The organism is Vibrio quintilis (genome assembly GCF_024529975.1).
Classification (GTDB): domain Bacteria; phylum Pseudomonadota; class Gammaproteobacteria; order Enterobacterales; family Vibrionaceae; genus Vibrio; species Vibrio quintilis.
In genome coordinates, this window is sequence record NZ_AP024898.1 from 1,062,485 (window position 1) to 1,082,100 (window position 19,616).

A 19,616-nucleotide genomic window follows, 5' to 3' on the forward strand; every position below is an offset into this window, starting at 1 on the left:
CCCTTTCTTTTTCTGAATGTTATACCCAGGCACCCCGCAGATGCATGTTTCAGGGCATTTGGGGATATATCCAACTGAGTGTACCTTCCCTGAAAACAAATGCCACAGAAACATCGTCTTGAGCCGGAGAGAACGGATGAGAAGGGGCAGACGCAATATCTGCCCGGAATCGGGGGTTAATTGCCTAACTGAGCTAAATCTTTGACGATAACACCTGAGATCAGTGCGATGTCTCTGGGTTCATCTTTTTCATTCCACAAAAGTGCCGCCATTTTCAGGTTAACAGCAGGCTCTTGCAGATAAGGATACTTCGGGGTATATGAATCAGAACGGAATTCAGCCAGCTCTTTGCCGCGCAGAGAAACAACCACATAATGTGACACATCCGGCTTATATAGAGAAATCCCGCCCAGATTAATGTTTCGCGTATATTCAATGACGACATTCGCGACCGGACTGTCCTTCATATCCGGCGTCGCAAGGATCCCCGTTTGCTGCATGACTGACTGAATATCAGCCTTAAATTCCCGCATCAGTTGAGATGCAGGTGCAAAGCGGGAATGGCCCGGTTTAATATAACCGGTACGCGTAAGGACCACTTTCACCTCCCCAAGGCGGTATTTAGTGACATTTTGCCTTAGCGGTGTGGGCTCCGCATAATACTTGTAGTCCGGCCCGGAAGTGCAACCGGAACATAATATAACACCAATAAAAATCAACAAATAACGACGCATACCTACCTCTGCCGCAGTTTATATCAGGTTGATTTGACGGGAGGATTGCCCGGATATCGCTTTTATCCGCAATTTCGTTTTTTCCGGAGTCCTCAGGCTCTGTTAGCCTTTACCATCAATAACCAAGCTATACCCAAACAACCTGAAGATGCATGATTCAGGTTGCTTGGGTATATCATTATAAAATAAAAGCCGGAGTATCCCACAACTGTGGGCTTTGAACAAAGCAAAGTGCACCTGCAACACAAAACCAGAGCAACTTCCCGATTGGCTCAAGCGACCCGGTACAGTGGAAAATCAGAAAACGACCGCAACCGCCCCGCTCAAAGTATTAGTCAAGAGATCAGCCATAACCTGCAGACAAACCAGAGAAATCATTCACAAAATAAATAGTATTAATTCTTTGAAAATTTATATCCATTGCATGAACTCACACTAATTTCATTCAATTAATTAACCGTAACCTAATGCATTTCAATAGAGTGAAAAATATTCAATCCATTCAAAACAAAAAATAGTTATAATTAAAAAGAATATCATTATTACTTTTTTACATCTAAGATGCATCCCCTGTCACTCATCAGAATAAACCAGTTCAATGTATCAGACAGCTTAAATAACCCTGGAATAAAATCAAATTAAACCATTGAATAAAAACAAGATTAATCATACAAACCGATTATTAACTCTCGGTATTTTTAATTAAAATTCCTGACAAAAATAATATAAACACCATAATTAAATATATATGAATATATTATTTAAATCAGGAAAATAAATGATTGTTTTATTATTTATTTTTTAATGAAATTGTGATTTTACGTTTTCAAATCATATTCACCCCTTCAAATAATAATTATCCATGTCTTTATCAATACAAATGTATAATTTTACTTTGCGCTTCCACAGTTTCATTTATTTGAATAAAAAACACCTTTACATTGATCCGATCAATCTTTCATATTGAGAACGTTTCTCAAATGGAGGTATAACCAATGAAACGATTCAAAACGTCAGTTAAAGTTGCTTCACTTATCATGGCTATGTCAGCCTCAGCAGCCACATTTGCCGCTGATTCTGCTTTCTTAATGTTGACCCAAAAAGAAGGTCATAACTTCTTAACCTGGTCAACGGAAGCTGATTCTGTTTCCCGTCAGGAAGTCTACCGGAGTGAAACCAGTTCATTTGAAGATGCAAAGCAGATTTCCGCTGTCGGATCAAAACGCTTTGTGGTTGAAGATGAAAACGCAGAACAAAAAGATTACTGGTACTGGGTCAAAGTTTACAAAGATGATGGTGAAACCATCCTGTCCAACGCATCCAGCACTCTGCCACAACTTGATACACTGGTAAGTACATCCGCTTCCAGTAAATGTGTGGCAGGCGCAACATTTAAAAATGAAACGGTCGACTGTGGCGGCATCACTTTAGGTACAAGCTGTGACGGCGATGATGAAGATCAGGATCCAATCATCACACTGAAAAATGCAACCGTAAAAAACCTGCGTATTGCTGAAGATGGTGGTGCAGACGGTATTCATTGTAAGGAAGGAAGCTGTACGATTAAAAACGTGGTCTGGGAAGACATCTGTGAAGATGCCGCAACCCTGACCAAAACTGCAAAATCACTGACAATTGTTGGGGGCATGGCATACAACAGTAAAAACGGTCCTGGCGGAAAACCAGACAAAGTATTCCAGCATAATGCGAAGAACAGCACAACAACCACGATCAAAGGCGGCTTCACACTGGAAGGCGTTCACGGCAAATTGTGGCGCTCCTGTGGTGACTGTACCAATAACGGTGGTCCCAGAAAGGTTGTCATTGATGATGTTGAAGTGAATGCAGATATTGACAGTATTGTTGGCGTCAACACCAACTATGGGGATGTTGCCAAAATCAGAGATCTGAAAATCAAGAATTATAAATCAGGCAGTCCGAAAGTCTGTGTCGCTTACAAAGGCGTGGAAAAAGGTAACGGTAAATCAGAGAAAATCGGGGAACAGTGGAATACAAGCAGTTGTAATGTTTCGAAATCTGACGTTTCCAAACTTTAAATTACAGCCTCACAAGTTTTCTGAAATAAACATAGCGCCTGTTCAGGCGCTTTTTCTGGCGCTGGGCTGGTTTACGACTGCCTGATAAAAGCTGAGCGAATCAAACTCAATCCAGCGATAGCAAATAATACCGACACACATCCGTTCACCCAATGATGACAGCGCTGGTAAACCCGCATGACACCGCCGACAGAAAAAACCAGTGAATACAGCGCATTCGTCACGAAACCAACGATAATACACACACTTGTTGCTGCAATAATCACAGGCAGGCTATCGTTTGCGTCCAGCCCGACCGATAACGCCGCCATCCACGCAATGACCGATTTAGGATTCGACAGATTTAACAGGAAGCCCTGCCAAAACCAGCGGGGATGCCCGTCAATATGAACTTCGCCCATTTCTCCGCGCTTCGCTGCCCGGGCTGAAAGCCACGCCAGTCTGAACAGGTACAAGCCACCAAGCACTTTCAAAATCATCAGTACATAAACAGAACTTTGCAGCACTGCCCCCATACCGCTGGCAGCAACAATTCCCCAGAAGACCAGCCCAAAAGACAAACCAGCACCATAAATCAAACTCGCTTTTCGTCCCCGGCTCATGGCAATCGTCGCATTAGAAATCGTCGCCGGACCGGGTGAAACGGCAATCACAAAAAACGCCAGCCCGACTGAAAAGTACATCATCCAATCTGTCATTATGTTTTCCTTTTTTTGTTGAACCACAGAATGAACTTTATCATGGGACTGTGCCTTAATCACCACTTGTACTTTTGTGGGGAACGAATCACCAGATGGCTTACAGTTTGTGAGCATCAACCCGTCAGGCCCGGACCTCAGGTAAATCACGCCAACGGGTTGAATATTGTGGTGTCAGAAATGCCCGGCGCATCTGCCACTTTTGTTCAATGCCCTGAGCGGCAAGAAATAATGTGTCGTTACCGTATCTGGTATTCACCTCATCATAAACTTTCATCAGGGAAATGTTATTTGGTGAAGGATTGAGTAAATCGAACTGTTCATACTGATCATCAATTAAATCGATCAAACCTACGCCAATCTTATAATAACGGACCTGCGGCTGAAACAATGCCGGAACCATCTGGCCTGCCGCTCTGGTCAGCTGATGGACATCAGCCGTCGGATAAGTAAAACGGTGGGCGACACGTTTACTGACAGGGTAATGATCATAAGGACTGCTGGCAGCAAAACACATCATCACCCGACACAATGATCCCTGATGTCTGGCCTTACGTGATGCAATACCGGCATGCTTGCTTAATGCCTGAGTCAAACCGGTCATATCCGTAATTCGCTGCCCGACACTCCGGGTCGAAAAAATTTGCTGTTTGTCCGCCCTTGCCGTTTCCCACCCGATGCAGGGCTGCCCGTTTAATTCCCTGACTGTCCGCACGGTCACCACATTAAAGTTCGCTTTGATTACACCGGGCGGTTGTTGTGCCAGTTCCAGTGCGGTCCGGACTCCCATCCCCGCCAGACGCCGGGATAAACGACGGCCGATGCCCCACACTTCTGCGACGGCCATCTGCGACAATACCCGGACTCTTTCTTCCTCTTGATCAAGTACACACACGCCACCATAACCGGCGATATGCTTTGCAGCATAATTCGCGGCTTTGGCTAACGTCAGAGTCGGCCCGATACCGACCCCGACCGGTAACCGACATTCTTTCCACACACTTTGCCTGATCAGATGCCCGTGCTGCCTCAGATCAGCGATCGCGGGCAGACAACGGTGGAGAGCCAGAAATGACTCATCAATCGAATAAATATGCTGATCAGGTGCAAAACGACCGATGACGGACATCATTCTGGCTGACAGATCCGCATACAATTCATAATTTGAAGACAGTACAATCACGCCATGCTGCCGGCATAACTCTTTGACTTCAAAATAAGGCTTAAATTTAGGAATACCGAGCGCGGTTGCCTGCCGGTTTGCAGCGACAATACAGCCGTCATTATTTGACAGCACCACGATCGGCTTACCACGCCAGTCAGGCCGGAAGACCTGCTCCGCACTACAATAAAATGAGTTCGCATCAACAAGAGCAAACATGGCTTATTCTCCTGGTCAGCTTATTCTTCTAATAAATAGCTGGCCCGGTGGCAGCGGATGGATCGCACCACCACCCCTTCCAGCGTAAAAGCATCATGACCAGATACCGGAACCGGTGGCATATCGGCATTGGCTGACAACAGCAGCCTGCGGGACATATCAATCAGTTTACAGACAAATTCACCGTTCAGGTTCGCAACCACCACATCATGATTTCTGGCAATCACAGCACGATCAATGATCAGCAGATCACCATCGAAAATTCCAACGCCCTGCATTGAATCTCCCGCTGCACGGCCCAGCCATGTTGCACCCGGGTGTTCAACCAGCAACTCATCCAGGCTGAGTTCAAGTTGTTTATACTCTGCTGCCGGGCTTTCAAACCCGCTGATTCCTGCACTTGCATCAATCGGAATAACTTTCATCACATACTTATACTGTATTTATATACAGTATAAATTTATCACAGTTTTCACTATCTTCAAGATACAAAATGTTTCTGGTCCTCCTTGTTCATAAAAAACACTTTCACAACTGACCTGCCCCCGTTGTTCTGTATTACGAACTTTATTTGTAAAAAGTTTCTTTATAAAAAAACCAAAAAATCAGATAGATGCATTCAACCCTGAAGGCCAGCTCACCGGCAACAGGTTTGATGCCTGATGGTTCTGACGCCGGTCTTTATCAGACCGGGGATAAGATGATTGGCTTATCATCAGTGAATTAATCCGCCGGAATAATTCTGTATGATCAGCACCAGCCCCGTCCGGAGCTGTTGCTTATTTTCCAAATACCGGCGACATGCCAAAAGTCCCCTGATTGAGTAAAATCAGACCGAACAGGATCAGAACACATCCCGCCAGTATCTTAAATATCAGGCCGGTATATCTGAAACCTGCCCCTGAGCCTCTGGTATAAAAACTGACGATTTTTTTCCCGGAAACCGTTAATAAAGCGATGTGCGTTGTGGTAATCGCCGTACCGGCCGCCATCAGGATACAACTGACAATCCCCAGCCAGTAAACATTCGCCAGATGGGCAAAAAACAGCACCAGTAATGCCCCGGTACATGGCCGGACGCCGATACTGAATATCAGAGCCAGATATTCCTTCATCCCGGATGCCTGATTAATTGCATCGGCGCTGACGACATGATGATGACCGCAACTACAGTGATGCCCGTGATCATGGTCATGGTCATGGTCATGGTCATGGTCATGGTCATGGTCATGGTCATGGTCATGGTCATGAGTATGTAACCGGGACTGACGACGATATGCCATCACTGATCGCCCAGCCAGATAAAATCCAATCAGTATCACTCCAATTGCACTGGCATGGAAAAAGTACTGCACCGTCGCATTCAGCTGATGCATCGTGGTGTGGAGCAAATAGATAAACAGCGTCACCAGAATAATCGCCGTCAGTGCCTGAATGAATGCCGCCACAACCGGAATAATCAGCCCGATCCGGATTTTGGTTTGGTGAGTTGCCAGATACGTGCTGACCACCACTTTGCCATGACCGGGACCAAGCGAATGAAAAATGCCATAAAGAAAACTGATTTCCAGCAGCAACCTGACTGAGCCGGGATCCTGCTGTGCTGCATAGAGTAATTCACTCAGTTGATTGATGAGCTCTTTCTGCCAGTGAATACTCGTCATCAGAATGACCGGCCAGTGAGTCCAGATACCCCAGCCGGTAGCAAGCAGGACTGCCAGAACCAGATAAAGCGGATTACGAAGAAAATGTTTCGGTTTCCCCGGCGGCTGGTGTTGTACTTCACTGTGTTCTGAATGTTGGTGAGATGCAGACGACATAAATCGGAGTCCTCATAGTGTTCGGTTAGGGGTGGCAGGTCAGCTCGATAGTCTGGGTAAACAACTGTCCCAGCGTATCATCCGGGTCAGCATCAGCCGGGATAGACATCGCATAGCTGACCTGCGCCGGTGTCGGGTGAGGTTCCTTCAGCCGGGTGGAACAATGTGCTTTGGCAGGTGATTCCAGAATCACATCCTTGTGGGATTTCCAGGACATGTCGACGTAATAAGTCGGATCAAATATCCTCAGCTGTAACGTGCGACCGTTAAACGGATAAGGTTTTACCAGATCCAGCTCAAAGCTGAGTGTGGCTTTACCGGCATGGGTCGTCAGCTTTGCGGTCTTCACTTTTTGATAACGTACCGGTGTTTTCTGATCGTAAAAATAGGTGAAATAATGGGTTGAAAGCATATTGCGGATCATCGAATCCGCCAGCTTTTGCAGGGTTTGTTCCCTGTGACCATCAGACATATCCTCGCCATCAAACAGGTAGGCGGTGGTCATCGGGTCAAAGGTCCAGATCATCGAAAATCCGGTCAGCGCGGTTTGGCTGCTTTTGATATAAGTCTGCAAATCCATCCATGAATGCGGGTGGGCAAACGTTCTGTATGGCAGACTCAACAGAAAAAGACAGAACACAATCCGGGGGCTTATTTGCTTCAGCCGCTTGATCACAAACAAAATGGCACCTGATACGTCACATGAATTGTTACATTATAACATATCACTTATCAGATAAAGTCAAGACTCTGTCAGAGAAACCTTTACCCCGACCGGATTGTATTGTCACTTTTTTATGCTTCCGCCCGCATTTTCTCTGCCGCTTCCGGGGTCAGACATAACTCACACAGAGTTTCACACACTTCATAGCCGACGGAACGGTATATTTGCGCGGCAATATACTGACTGTCAGCATGTAAGATCAGATGCTGAACCGGGCGGGTTTTCATCGCTTCGGCTGAAATATCGTGGACCATAGTTTTACAGATGCCGCGTTGCCTGAAGTCCGGGTGTGTCTCGACATTCTGGAAACGCCCGACATGATCATCAAAAAACAGCCCCAGACTGGCGACTAACTGATCACCGATAAACGCCCCGTGCCAGCCCCCGAGCCCCGCCGCATGCATGTTGCGATACTGAGCATAAATCCGCTGAACGTAAAGGCGCTCCGCTTCATTCCGCTGACTTTCAGGATATACCAGTAAATGCAGGTCAATCACCTGCTGCCATTCAGCCTCCGTTAAAACCGGCCGGCACTGAATGTCTTCATTGCGGCGCCCCGGCAAATGAAACTGACTGCCTTTTAATACCAGCGTTTCATCATATTCATAGCCATGCGCCAGAAAATCTGCGAATTCATCCTGTGGACGATCTTTCTGTCCCAGCCAGCAAAAAGACATATGTTTCACATCCGGACAATCCCGGAATTCAGATTCAAACAGAGCCTGCCAATGTTGCAAATCACCCGGTTCCGGAGCCTGGGGAAATACGAGATAGTTCCCCCAGTAAAAGCCTGGGTTGGACGGGGTTTTGACCACGGTATAATCTGTTTTATCCGTCACCAGTCCGGAGAAGTGGTGAAAAATCATATCAGAGCGTATTCCGGAAGAGTTAATGTGCATCCTTAATCCTTACCTCAAATCAGTAAAAAGCTGATAACGTATAAAATCAGTATGTTATCAGTTTATTGTGATATCCGGTAACCGGAAAAGGCCACTTCCGGCACTGATTTAACCACATCAGCGGTCTTTTCATCCGCCAGCATCGCGCAACGGTCACCTTGCTTATCACATCGATGAAACTTTCTTTGAAGCAAATAAAATGGTCGACCTTATCACCCAGGGATGGACAGGAAATTAATCAGGAAGAACGGACCTGGACTGCAAAAACAACCTAAGATAATTTTGCCAGTCACATCAATAAAGGCTTCCTTGAATACCGGAAATCCGTCACTGAAACGGAAGGTATTGCATGTGACAGACTGGACAGGCGAAGGCTCGGTTCTGAAAGATGTCTCCTGAAGATGCATGGTTCAGGTTGTTTGGGTATAGTCACGAAACATGTGATGGTCGCGTTATAAATCTTACGGTAAAGTCCTCCTGCGAGTAACCCTAAGAACAGCTCAGGATCAGAAAAGCCGGACACATAATGCCCCTTTCAGATCCTTTATCCAGATGCCCTACGTACACTGCTTTGTGTTTACCAGGTCAGAAATTGTCAGCAGCCACACTGTCCTTATCTTCAGAGGATTTTTGTACACGCAGTAACAACTCTCTGAGACTTTTTAATTGTATTGGTTTAATCAAAACATCGTCCATCCCACTCTCATAATATTTCCGGATATCCTGAGCATAAGCATTTGCAGTATAGGCACTAATGTAAGGCTGACTAATATTCGGCATCTGCCGGATTCGGTTAGTCAGGTCTGTCCCGGTCATTTCTCCATCAATATTGATATCCATTAAAATGACATCGTAAGCTTTCATCTGCACCAGTTGAAGCACTTCATCACAATCTCCGGATGTTTCTGCCAGATGCCCCGCTTTTTCAAGCATCTTTCTGGCTACATACTGATTAACTTCACTATCATCCACAACCAGAGCACGAAGTTGCGGCGCCTGAGCAGCAGAGAATGTATCATGGCAGTCACCGGATATCTGTCTGGCTAAAAAATCGACAGACTGAACATAAACATCAAATGAAAACAAGCTGCCAACACCCGATCGGCTCTCTACCGTAATATCCCCCCCCATCATCTGTACCAAATGACGACTAATCGTTAATCCCAGCCCTGTTCCCTGAATTTGTTTTTTCTGATGATAGCTGCGGATTCTGGTAAATGGCTGAAATAGCTGCTCAACCTCTTCAGATGACATTCCTATCCCGGTGTCCTGAATCCTGAACCCGAGCTTTAACTGTTCCTCGTTTTTCGTTAATTCAGCGACAATTTCAACATGAATTTGGCCCTGCTCTGTATACTTTGCTGCATTACTACAAAGGTTCAACAGAATTCGCCGCAATTTATCCTCATCAGCCCGGATAAAACCCGGAACATGTTCAGACAGATGATAAGTCAATTGAATATCCGGCGAAGATAACTGAGGCTGAATCTGGCTGAGTATCAACTGCAGAAATGGCTCAAGTGCAAAGTTATCAGCTTCCAAAGATTCCTGACCAGCTTCTATCTTCGACAAGTCAAGGAGTTCATTGACAATCGACAAAAGCGATTTACTACCGGAATGTATAACATGAAGATATTCTTGCTGAGCAGAATTCAATTGCGTCCCGGTCAGTAACTCTGTTGCACCAATAACGCCATTTAGCGGCGTTCTTAGTTCATGACTCATGACTGCAACAAAACGACTTTTAGCCTGATTTGCTGCTTCTGCAGACTCCTGCTGAGCTTCCAGAACTGCAGCCCGGCTACGGCTGTATGAGAGATAAATAGAATAAGAAATGTAAATGACAAGAAATATACTGAAATCAATAAACAAAAAAATGGAAAACCCTGCCAGATGCAGGATTTGCCCATGGAGATGGCTATAATAATCAGCCAAAGAAACTTCAGCACCAGCAATATAAGCCGTGCCATCTGCGGAACTCACAGGCACAAAAACGGCCCGGAAGTCTCCCCAGCGATCCGTGTAATTAGTAATGATGACTCGTTTTTCATGTAATGCTTGCAACAATTCTGGACTGGCGTCACGGTACGAATCAAAAAAACGGACATATTTATTACTTTCAAGCTCTTTTTCAGATGCACTGGAAGATGTCAGTACCGGCATACCATTACGTTCAATCACTGTATAAATATGAGCTAATTTCAGCTTATGACTAAAGTGAGTCAGACTCTGAATATTTTGCCAGTCTTGCTCTTTTGTTCTGGAAAATTTATCCACCAAATGATCATGAAAATGATCACCAAGTATCGCAACAGCCATCAAAGCACCACTGTAAAGACGGGTATTTATCTCTTCATCGATAGATTTCTTAGTTTGGTCATATATATAACTGACAAAAAAAGTACAAGAAACTGTATAAATAAACGCGAACAGAATTAATTTCCATTTTCCTATTAAATGTAAGGCAAAATGACGCATACGACTCATCTTCTCAGTTTCCAACAACTTTAGTGGAGGCGTATTTTATAACAAACTAAGAGATATACAATCAAAAGCATTAAAATCATTAGACGATGGCACCAATCTTTGTGCAATTCCACATAAACTTAACTCCAACATCCTCAAACCAATAACACACAAATACTGCAAAATTATTCAAACTAAAATCTCTGAAGGTTACCTCTTCAGGGTTGTTAACCAACCCGTAGTTATGACACCCCTGATAAATATTCATAAATAAAGAATACGCACAACCTATCTTTACATTTTATTAATATGAAAAATGTCAATTAATTTACAAATAAAACATTCCACATGATTAATTTACATTTCAATCATACATCATTAATATTATAAAGAGTGCATATGCTATTTCGCATTTCAGATATCAATTTCTATCTATCCGGACATAATTGAATAAAAATGACGTTTATTTGAGATATTAATGAAGAGTGACGAATATTTTTGTGCTTGCAGCAACAAACACTATTGACAAAGTAGACATTTTTTAAAATGATTTGATAATCACATTGAAATACAAACAAGTGGATATAAATCATGAACATAACTAATTACAAAACAATTAATAAAGATGGTGTACCAAAAAAACAATACAGTATCCCGTTCATAGAGAACTGGTAAACATCAGTAAAAAACGAAACTAACTCATTTATTTTCCTGAGTGTTGTATATTATTTTAAAGAAAAATGTATACAAATATATTAACTGGAAATCAACTTTATAATATAGATAATACAATGAAATCAGAAGAAGTCTATGTCAGTACAGAATTGTACATTGACAATAAAGAAACAGTTCATAACCCAGAACACACTAACAACTGCCAGAATAATTTTATAATTGCACTAATTAAGGAGAGAAATTTAGCATTTGACTATTTAAAACAATTATCTGTCAAGACACCTCTACCGATAGATCATTTCATATTTAAAAACATGATATCTGATATGTATGATTGCCTTCACTCAAAAATACACCCCAAGAATTGCCATAAAAAATTTGTAGATATTATCATCTCATCAATTGATAGAACACATTCTTGTCCACTAAAACTAGTTTGTGTACTAGCCAGCCCGACAGCGACTAAAGAAATACTATTCTTTCTTAACTTCATCTCGATTTTCAATCGATATGGAATCAATGTCACTGTTGATTTTTTATTAATTCGCTGGGAATACTGCCGGGAGAGTCAGGAATACAGCACTCTTTATATGAATAAAAAATTCAAAATTCAGACCGAAGAAATAAAAAAGATCATTACTCAGAAGGACTCCAAAAATTATCAACTATCCGTCATTGAAATAAAACAGGATAACTATACCGGTGAAATATTAGGACCAGAACTTTTCAGAGATTCCTACCTTGAACTAACTCAATTACCTCTGGAAGATAAGAAAAGAGCACGGGATTTAGATTGGATCAAAAATTTTTATTCCCGGCAACATTCTTTAAGTCGCCTGGGAGTAGAGCAGGCAATTTTAGATTTAGCAATTCGACGAGGCATTGGCAGGTATATTGAAGAAGCTTTTCGACCTGAACCGGGAATTTTATTAACTTCAGAATTAAATGCCAGAATGCTGAAATGCTACAATACCAACACTGTGATCACCAATTTATCTTTGAGGCCACTATGCCAGAACTCACAATTTTAATCGGAAAAATTGCCGGAATAATTGCCTTATTAGGCTTTGTTCCTTACACACTCTCCATACTGAAAGGAGAAACACAACCAAATCGGGTAACTTGGTGGATATGGACAATTATCGGCTTTCTTCTCTGTGTCAGCTATTATTCAAGCAGCTCAGACGGACCAATCTGGGTACCGGTGTCCTATGTTGCAGGACCACTTGTGACTGCACTTTTATCTATTAAATATGGTTATGGAAAGCTTGAATCATTTGATAAATACTGCTTAGGTATTGCGGTTTTCAGCGTTCTTATCTGGTTTTTAACCGGCTCCGCTTTCTACACATTACTTATCAATATTTTCATTGACTTGCTGGGCGCTATACCGACAATCAGGAAAACATACCATATTCCGGAATCGGAAAGTAAAACATCATGGTTAATGTTCTTAGTCGCAAACCTCATGAATATTGTAGCAATCACTAACTGGACTCTCATGGATACTGTCTATCCAATCTATTTATCCGCTATTTCGGTCATCATGGTTTTACTGATATTCAGAGCCAAAAAAGAACGGCTATCTCAGCAAAAAGCGAGATAAACCCGGAAAACAACAATGATCATACTTAACGGATAGCGGATCGGTTAAAACTGTAAAACATTCCGGCTAAAATAGCCGGAATGTGATTCAGTGCTGCGTCATCCGGGTCAGAAAGGAATCCGCGATGAGTCAGGCCATGTGATAAGATTCAGCAATTTCATTCGCTTTGATCATGGCCTGATAAACATCGTCCGAACTGACCGGCAACGGCATATTACTCATCGTATCTTTCTCATCACATGCCACCTCAGCAACCCGGCGCCAGTCTGCCTCAATAAAGGACTTCAGGCCCATTTCTTTCAGGGTTAACGGCAGCTCCGCTGCTTTGGCAATCTTGAGTACCTCATCAAACTCTGCCTGCGGGGCATCTTCCAGCACCAGCTGCGTCAGCAGGCCAAACACAACTTTTTCGCCATGCTGGGTGTCATGCAGATCAGGGATAACCGACATCCCGTTGTTCACTGCATGCGCTGCTGCCAGTCCGCCAGCTTCAGCGCCAACCCCGCTCAGATAAATGGTCGCTTCCAGCGTTTGTTCCAGTGCCGGTGTAATCACTTTATCCCGGACAGCTTCCATCGCTTTTTCCACATTCTCACTCAACAACTGATAACACAAACGTGCTAACCCGACGCCGGTCCTTGACGGCCTTTTCAACACCAGATTAACACCATCGGCCTGATAACAGGCTCTGGCTTCGAAGTAAGTTGCCAGTGCATCGCCGACACCAGCGGAAAAGAAATATTGAGGCGCTGCGGCAAGAATCCCGGTGTCCGCCACCACCACATCAGGATTACGGGGTAAAAACAGATAACGTTCGAACTTATCATCTTCGGTATAAATCACAGACAAGGCAGTACAGGGCGCATCCGTCGAAGCAACCGTCGGATACAGCACAAGCGGCAGCTTCTGGTAATAAGCAACGGCTTTGGCGCAATCCAGCGCCTGACCGCCACCAACCCCGACGACGACATCAGCACCCTTCTGAACCACGATTTTGCCCAGGCGCTGAATCTCAGCTTCCGTACACTGACGGTTAAATTTCTCAATCGTATAACCAATTCCTGCTTCTTTCAGTACCGGTATCGCCTGAGATTCAACCCGGTCAAAATTAGACCGGCTGGACAAGATAAACGCATTGTTCCCCAGCGGAGAAACGTACTCTGCCATCTGTGCCAGTTGATCTGACCCAATCATGAATTTGGTTGGTGAAGTTACTGTACGTGGCAAATTACCCATAATAAACTCCTTTTATAAAATGATAGAATCAACAATAAACAACATATTGAATATGTTACGCTTACATCCGTGAACACTCTATCAACACCAAATCAGGCTATATTTAACAATTTTCAATTACACTTCACGAAAACTACAGGGTATTTCACTACGAGTTAACATCTACACCTCTGATTACAGCAATAATTACTGTAATCAGACCATGATGCGGTTAAATTTTTCTGGTGTGAGTTTGAGCCATATCAATCAAAATGAATATATATAGTCATATACCCTGAGCAACAGACTGATTGAGGCTGCTTCAGGAACGATTCCGTGCAACTATTTCAATGGCTATTCCGGACAATTGCTCTGATAAACGCCTTGATAAACAATCTTCAGAACAGGATTTCATCACCAGAGCGGATATGTTAGGTTGTGCGCTTCACCGGGATGAACACAAATACAGGGACACTGAAATGGCACGCATCACAATCAAAGCCGCCGATCCGCAATGGCCGCAGGCATTCGAACGAATCGCACAACAGCTGCAAAATACACTAACCACGCTGGCACTGCGCATTGATCATATTGGTTCAACCTCCGTGCCGGGCCTTCCGGCAAAGGATGTGATTGACATTCAGATAACCGTCAACTCTATCGGACATCCGGAGATCGCTAAAAAATTAACTCAGGCAGGCTATCTGCACCTGCCAGAAATTCAGTCAGATAACTTAGTCGGGGAAAACGCAGATTCCCCCGAACTGAAAAAGCTGTACTTCAGGGAAAAACCGGGAGAGCGCGAAGCGCATATTCATATTCGTGAGGCAGGCCGGCTCAATCAGAAATATCCGTTGCTGTTCAGAGATTTTCTGCGTCAGGATGTGATGGTCAGGGACGCTTATGCAAAGGTAAAACAGGAACTTGCAGCCCGTTTTCCTGACGATGCAGACTCCTACTACGCGATTAAAGATCCGTATATGGACACCATTTACCGTGCAGCATGCCTGTGGCAAGCAGGAAAAATTTCCCGGCGATAAATTCGTCGGTCTGCTGGCAATCAGCTTCCGTCGTGCGCTTCAAACCGGTAACCAACACCGTAAACCGATTTGATCCAGTCACACTCTTCACTGACCGTCATAATTTTTTTTCGCAGATTTTTAATATGGCTGTCAATCGTCCGGTCCGTCACGATCCGGCCGTCATCATAAATCTGATCCATCAACTGTTCACGATTGTAAACATGTCCCGCATGGCGGGATAAATGAGCCAGCAACCTGAACTCTGCAGGTGTCAGCTCCAGCAACTGACCTTTCACCCAAACCTGCATTCTGGCTTCGTCCAGTTTCAGCGGGTTTGCTGCGGCTTTTTGCTGACCTGACGTCAAATCCACCGGCGCAGTACGCCGGAGCACATTTTTTACCCGGGCAACCACTTCCCGCGGGCTGTAAGGTTTGCAGATATAATCATCTGCGCCCAGCTCCAGCCCCAGTAACCGATCAATTTCATCCACCCGTGCCGTCGCCATCATCACCGGCACATCACTGAATGTCCGCAATTCGCGGTAAATATCCAGTCCGTCACGGTTGGGCAGCATTAAGTCCAGAATAATCAGCTGTGGCGAATACTGCTTCACCCAGTCAATCACTTCTGCACCATCATCAATCATATGTGTGTCATAACCACTGTGCTGCAGATATTCTGCCAGAACGCCGGCCAGTGATAACTCATCTTCCACAATTAGGATCATACGGTTCCTTATCCGGTGTCTTTTTTGCCTGATCTCCCGTGATCACACGGGAGTTTCACAATTATTTGTACCCCGCCTAAAGAGGCATGCTGCGCAACAATACTGCCACCATGCTGCGCAACAATATTACTGCAGATGGCCAGCCCAAGTCCCGACCCGCCATTCGCCCGGCTGCGCGATTTATCCACCCGGTATAAACGATCAAACAGTTTTGGCAGTGCCACATCCGGGACACCGGGCGGGCTGTCCGCAAACAATAAATGAATCAATTCCGGCTGCTTTGCCGAAACACTCACCTGAACTTCCCCGCCGTCATCAGTATAGCGAAAACTGTTCTCCAGCAGATTATGAAATAATTGCCGGAGCTGCTTGGTATCACCATTCACCCATAAAGGAGAGAATCTGTCCGCATCACAGACCAAACGGATATTTTTTTCCCGCAACCGGTGGGAAAAACTCTCCGTCACATCCGACAGCAGGCCCGCTACATCGACCGGCTGCCCGGCGAAATCAGTTACCGCACCCGCATCAGAAACCGACAAAGCATATAAGTCATCTACCAGTTTGCCTAAATTCAGTACCTGCCGGTGCAGAGAATCAATATATTCGGGATTCATCGGCCGGATACCATCCTGTATTGCTTCCAGCTCACTGCGCAATACAGCCAGCGGTGTGCGCAGCTCATGGGAAATATCAGACAACCACTGCTCACGCATCTGTTTTTGCCGCTTCAGTGTCTCCACCAGCTGGTTAAATTCATCGATCACATCCGTCACCTCATGATTACCCCGCTGTTGAATCCGGTAATCCAGATCACCCTGCGCCACCCGCTGAGCGCCACGATGCAAGGCTTTGAGCGGTTTGAGCAGGTAACTGACCAGCGCAAAGGCAAATATCAGTGAAATCACCAGTGCAGCCACAGTAATCGTGAATATATTGCGGGATTGTGAATACAAAAAGCTTTCAGCCAGTGGCCCGGAAATCTGTTTGCTTTGCAGCACACTCACCCAGCCAATTCGCTGATCTTTCAGCATAATGGGCACCCGCTGAAGCTGATAATCCGGCGACTGCACCGTCAGATTCTCCGGCCGCCCCAGCACCGAATCACCATCCGCATTCAGCAAATTCAGCCGGACGCTCAGCGGTACCAGCGCAGAAGTCTGAGTCCGGGCCGGATTCAGAGCAGGTGCATGCCGCGGCGGGTGCGGTAAATCACGCGGTGGCGGCTGCTCTCCCAGCTGACGAATCAGCCCCGCCCATAGATAAGGTGCCTGACGCATCCGCCGCCAGCCGTATGATTGCGAATAATAATCCGCGACCTGCGCTGCCAGTAACTCTGCTTTCGCTATCTCTTCCCGGTTCAGGTAATTCTGCAGGCCATCTTTAAAACCAGCATTGATCAACAGGCTCATACCTGCCAGCAACAAACCACTGGTCAGTAGTAATGAGAAAAATAACCGGTGAAAGAATGAGATACGCATAAACCTGCCTGCTTTTTTTAACGTCTCTGAGAGTGTAACCGGAAAATGTGGAGAGAGTTTGAAGAAAAAGCGCTATTTGCGATCTGTCAGTTTTGGCTGAACTGTTAATTGAACAGTCTGTCAGTTTTACCTATCTGCCAGTTTTAACAAACAAATGAGAGAAATCCTCCGTCTGAATCTATAATTTTAGTTCTGAATCAGGTAACACGGACCGGAGAGCTTTGGGAAAACATGAGGCGTATCCGATACAGAAGGCAGCTCCTGATAACGCTGTCATTATTTATTCAGGCCCCGGCGGGCACGTCTGCGCAGGAGCAGCACTGGGGCATTTCTGCGATCACCCGTCAGGCATCGGTCCCTTATGAGATTGCCGGTCATTCGGGGCCGGTCAGCAGTTTTATTCCCGGCCTTCATGTTGATAACCGGTATTTTTTCCTCGACGGGCTGGCTGGCGGTATCTATCTTCATCATCCGGAGCAATCACCGTGGTCACTGAGTGCTCTGGTGCGCTTTCGTTTTGTCGATCATCCCGATTCCGGTGAAAACGGGATTGAAGATGATGCAACCGACTTCGGCGCTCAGTTACGTTATCAACTCAGTGAAAGATGGCGGACAGAGTTAGAATTCATGAGTGACAAAGAAGATCGCCACCACGCAAATCTGCGGATTAAAGCGCGTTATGAAACCGAAAGCTTGCGCCTGGAACCGGCTTTCACAGTCCGGTATAAAGATGCAGATTTCAACAGCGCTTACTACGCCCTGTCCGGTGTGACCGGTGAACAAACGGATGCGGGGACAGACACCACACTCGCTCTCAACGTTCGCTACCATGTCTTCTCCAGCCTTTACCTGTTGGGCGGCGTCAGTCTGACCCGGCTGGATAGTCAGGCCTATCACAGCGACATCATCAATCACAGATATCAGAATACGTATCATCTTGGCTTTGGCTTTTTTAAAGATAAAACCAGACCCTACCGGAAAACTCTGAAAAACCGCCCTTATATTCGTCTGGCTCATGGCTGGGCGACACCCTCTGATGTGGAAGAAATTTTCATTTTACAGAATAAACAGGATCACCATAACAACCAGCTCACCTCGGTGTTTTACGGATATCCGTTAACCGATGAGCTGTTTGGCAGCCGGGTGGATGTCTATCTGACACCGGGCATCGCCCATCACTGGTCGTCATCCGTCCAGCGTTCAGGTACTGAATATGTCATTGCAATCAAAGGCTACTGGCACTTTGACTGGCCGTTTTCATGGCGTTTTGGCGTAGCGGAGGGATTATCCTATATCGACTCCGTCAGTTACATTGAAGCCACAGAAATCTATCAGGACGGGGATGAACCCAGCCGCTTATTGAATTACCTCGATTTCTCTTTCGATATCAATGCCGGAAAACTATTCAGTCAGCCAGACTGGGAACATATCCGGATTGGTTACACGATGCATCACCGTTCCGGTCTGTTTAAAGCCTCTCCCCAGTTTGAACGGCTCAAAGGCGGCAGTAATTACAACATGATTTACCTTCAGTATGAGTTTTAATCAACGCTGATTGCTTTTCATCCGGATAGCAAAAACAATCACTGCAATGAATTAAATAATATATTTATCAAAAACCAAATGATATCATTCCCGGCCTAATCATTCACTTTGTGAATAAAAGTAGTATTCAGGGATGATTGTACTTCTGATTATCACAGCACAACCCGTTTAATATCTTGCGATAAAGAAATAATCATAAGAGGCGACATGCGCACGATTTTACTTGCTCTGGTATATACAGGTACTCTGTTTCTGTTCTCCGGATTTGCATCAGCAGCAACCATTTTCGACAGTGGTCAAATCCGGTTTGGTGATGGTACAGAAGATTCCATCAACAGTGCCGGATTACCCAAACAACCTTTTTATTACAACGACAGTACAACCGAATGGTACAAGTTAACTTACAGTACTTATGCGCTGGACGGTGCAATTGGTGTCAGCGGTGACGGCAGTAATTTATGGAATACCAACGGACAGATTAGTTCCGGTTTCACGCTTTCGGGACAGACAACGGACACCTCGCTGGACAGACAACGGACACCTCGCTGTTAACCAAATATGACGG

The 19,616-nt window shown here is 45.0% G+C and carries 17 protein-coding genes; 6 read left to right on the forward strand and 11 right to left on the reverse strand.

All coding sequences use genetic code 11. From position 1 onward, the window contains the following. Window positions 1-176: 176 nt before the first annotated feature. A complete protein-coding gene (locus tag OC443_RS23275; protein ID WP_073586496.1) occupies window positions 177-734 on the reverse strand; it encodes a hypothetical protein in 558 nt (185 codons plus the stop codon). Between the two features lie 995 nt (window positions 735-1,729). Here OC443_RS23275 and OC443_RS23280 point away from each other — a divergent pair. Beyond that, on the forward strand, window positions 1,730-2,791 hold the full coding sequence (locus OC443_RS23280; RefSeq protein WP_073586498.1) for a pectate lyase: 1,062 nt from the start codon (window positions 1,730-1,732) through the stop codon (window positions 2,789-2,791). A 71-nt stretch (window positions 2,792-2,862) separates the two neighbouring features. On the opposite strand, the gene OC443_RS23285 is transcribed toward OC443_RS23280, so the two are convergent. From OC443_RS23285 to OC443_RS23315, 7 genes are all read right to left on the reverse strand, one after another. Beyond that, window positions 2,863-3,489: a LysE family translocator gene (locus OC443_RS23285; protein ID WP_073586499.1), complete on the reverse strand. Its 627-nt coding sequence runs from the start codon at window positions 3,487-3,489 to the stop codon at window positions 2,863-2,865. 124 nt (window positions 3,490-3,613) lie between these two features. After that, window positions 3,614-4,870, reverse strand: a complete 1,257-nt coding sequence (locus OC443_RS23290) for a Y-family DNA polymerase (RefSeq protein ID WP_262021762.1) — start codon at window positions 4,868-4,870, stop codon at window positions 3,614-3,616. 20 nt (window positions 4,871-4,890) lie between these two features. After that, window positions 4,891-5,295, reverse strand: coding sequence for a LexA family protein (locus OC443_RS23295; protein ID WP_073582909.1), 405 nt, complete (start codon window positions 5,293-5,295; stop codon window positions 4,891-4,893). A 354-nt stretch (window positions 5,296-5,649) separates the two neighbouring features. Next, a complete protein-coding gene (locus OC443_RS23300) occupies window positions 5,650-6,690 on the reverse strand; it encodes a nickel/cobalt transporter (RefSeq protein ID WP_073582907.1) in 1,041 nt (346 codons plus the stop codon). Window positions 6,691-6,715: 25 nt separating this feature from the next. Next, on the reverse strand, window positions 6,716-7,366 hold the full coding sequence (locus OC443_RS23305; protein WP_234976377.1) for a DUF1007 family protein: 651 nt from the start codon (window positions 7,364-7,366) through the stop codon (window positions 6,716-6,718). A gap of 119 nt (window positions 7,367-7,485) precedes the next feature. Next, a complete protein-coding gene (locus OC443_RS23310; RefSeq protein ID WP_073582906.1) occupies window positions 7,486-8,313 on the reverse strand; it encodes a GNAT family N-acetyltransferase in 828 nt (275 codons plus the stop codon). A gap of 585 nt (window positions 8,314-8,898) precedes the next feature. Beyond that, window positions 8,899-10,791 carry an ATP-binding protein gene (locus OC443_RS23315; RefSeq protein ID WP_073582905.1) on the reverse strand — a complete coding sequence of 631 codons (1,893 nt, stop codon included), beginning with the start codon at window positions 10,789-10,791 and terminating at the stop codon, window positions 8,899-8,901. A 728-nt stretch (window positions 10,792-11,519) separates the two neighbouring features. Here OC443_RS23315 and OC443_RS23320 point away from each other — a divergent pair. Both OC443_RS23320 and OC443_RS23325 read left to right on the forward strand, forming a co-directional pair. Beyond that, window positions 11,520-12,485, forward strand: coding sequence for a hypothetical protein (locus OC443_RS23320; RefSeq protein WP_073582903.1), 966 nt, complete (start codon window positions 11,520-11,522; stop codon window positions 12,483-12,485). Beyond that, window positions 12,464-13,060: a hypothetical protein gene (locus tag OC443_RS23325; protein ID WP_073582901.1), complete on the forward strand. Its 597-nt coding sequence runs from the start codon at window positions 12,464-12,466 to the stop codon at window positions 13,058-13,060. Before OC443_RS23320 ends, OC443_RS23325 begins: the two co-directional genes overlap by 22 nt. A 129-nt stretch (window positions 13,061-13,189) precedes the next feature. Here the strand turns inward: OC443_RS23325 and OC443_RS23330 are convergent, their stop codons facing one another. Beyond that, window positions 13,190-14,296, reverse strand: coding sequence for a glycerol dehydrogenase (locus tag OC443_RS23330; RefSeq protein WP_073582899.1), 1,107 nt, complete (start codon window positions 14,294-14,296; stop codon window positions 13,190-13,192). Between the two features lie 290 nt (window positions 14,297-14,586). On the opposite strand from OC443_RS23330, the gene OC443_RS23335 reads away from it, so the two are divergent. After that, on the forward strand, window positions 14,587-15,315 hold the full coding sequence (locus OC443_RS23335; RefSeq protein WP_143169311.1) for a GrpB family protein: 729 nt from the start codon (window positions 14,587-14,589) through the stop codon (window positions 15,313-15,315). 20 nt (window positions 15,316-15,335) lie between these two features. Here OC443_RS23335 and OC443_RS23340 read toward each other — a convergent pair whose 3' ends face one another. Then, a complete protein-coding gene (locus tag OC443_RS23340; RefSeq protein WP_073582897.1) occupies window positions 15,336-16,025 on the reverse strand; it encodes a response regulator in 690 nt (229 codons plus the stop codon). Between the two features lie 8 nt (window positions 16,026-16,033). Next, window positions 16,034-17,506 (reverse strand): ATP-binding protein, encoded by a 1,473-nt coding sequence (locus tag OC443_RS23345; RefSeq protein ID WP_073582895.1) that lies wholly within the window; start codon window positions 17,504-17,506, stop codon window positions 16,034-16,036. Between the two features lie 231 nt (window positions 17,507-17,737). Here OC443_RS23345 and OC443_RS23350 point away from each other — a divergent pair, with 231 nt between their 5' ends. Both OC443_RS23350 and OC443_RS23355 read left to right on the forward strand, forming a co-directional pair. After that, window positions 17,738-19,051, forward strand: a complete 1,314-nt coding sequence (locus OC443_RS23350; RefSeq protein WP_073582893.1) for a MipA/OmpV family protein — start codon at window positions 17,738-17,740, stop codon at window positions 19,049-19,051. 207 nt (window positions 19,052-19,258) lie between these two features. Continuing rightward, window positions 19,259-19,603 (forward strand): hypothetical protein, encoded by a 345-nt coding sequence (locus OC443_RS23355; RefSeq protein WP_073582891.1) that lies wholly within the window; start codon window positions 19,259-19,261, stop codon window positions 19,601-19,603. The last annotated feature ends 13 nt before the right edge of the window (window positions 19,604-19,616 follow it).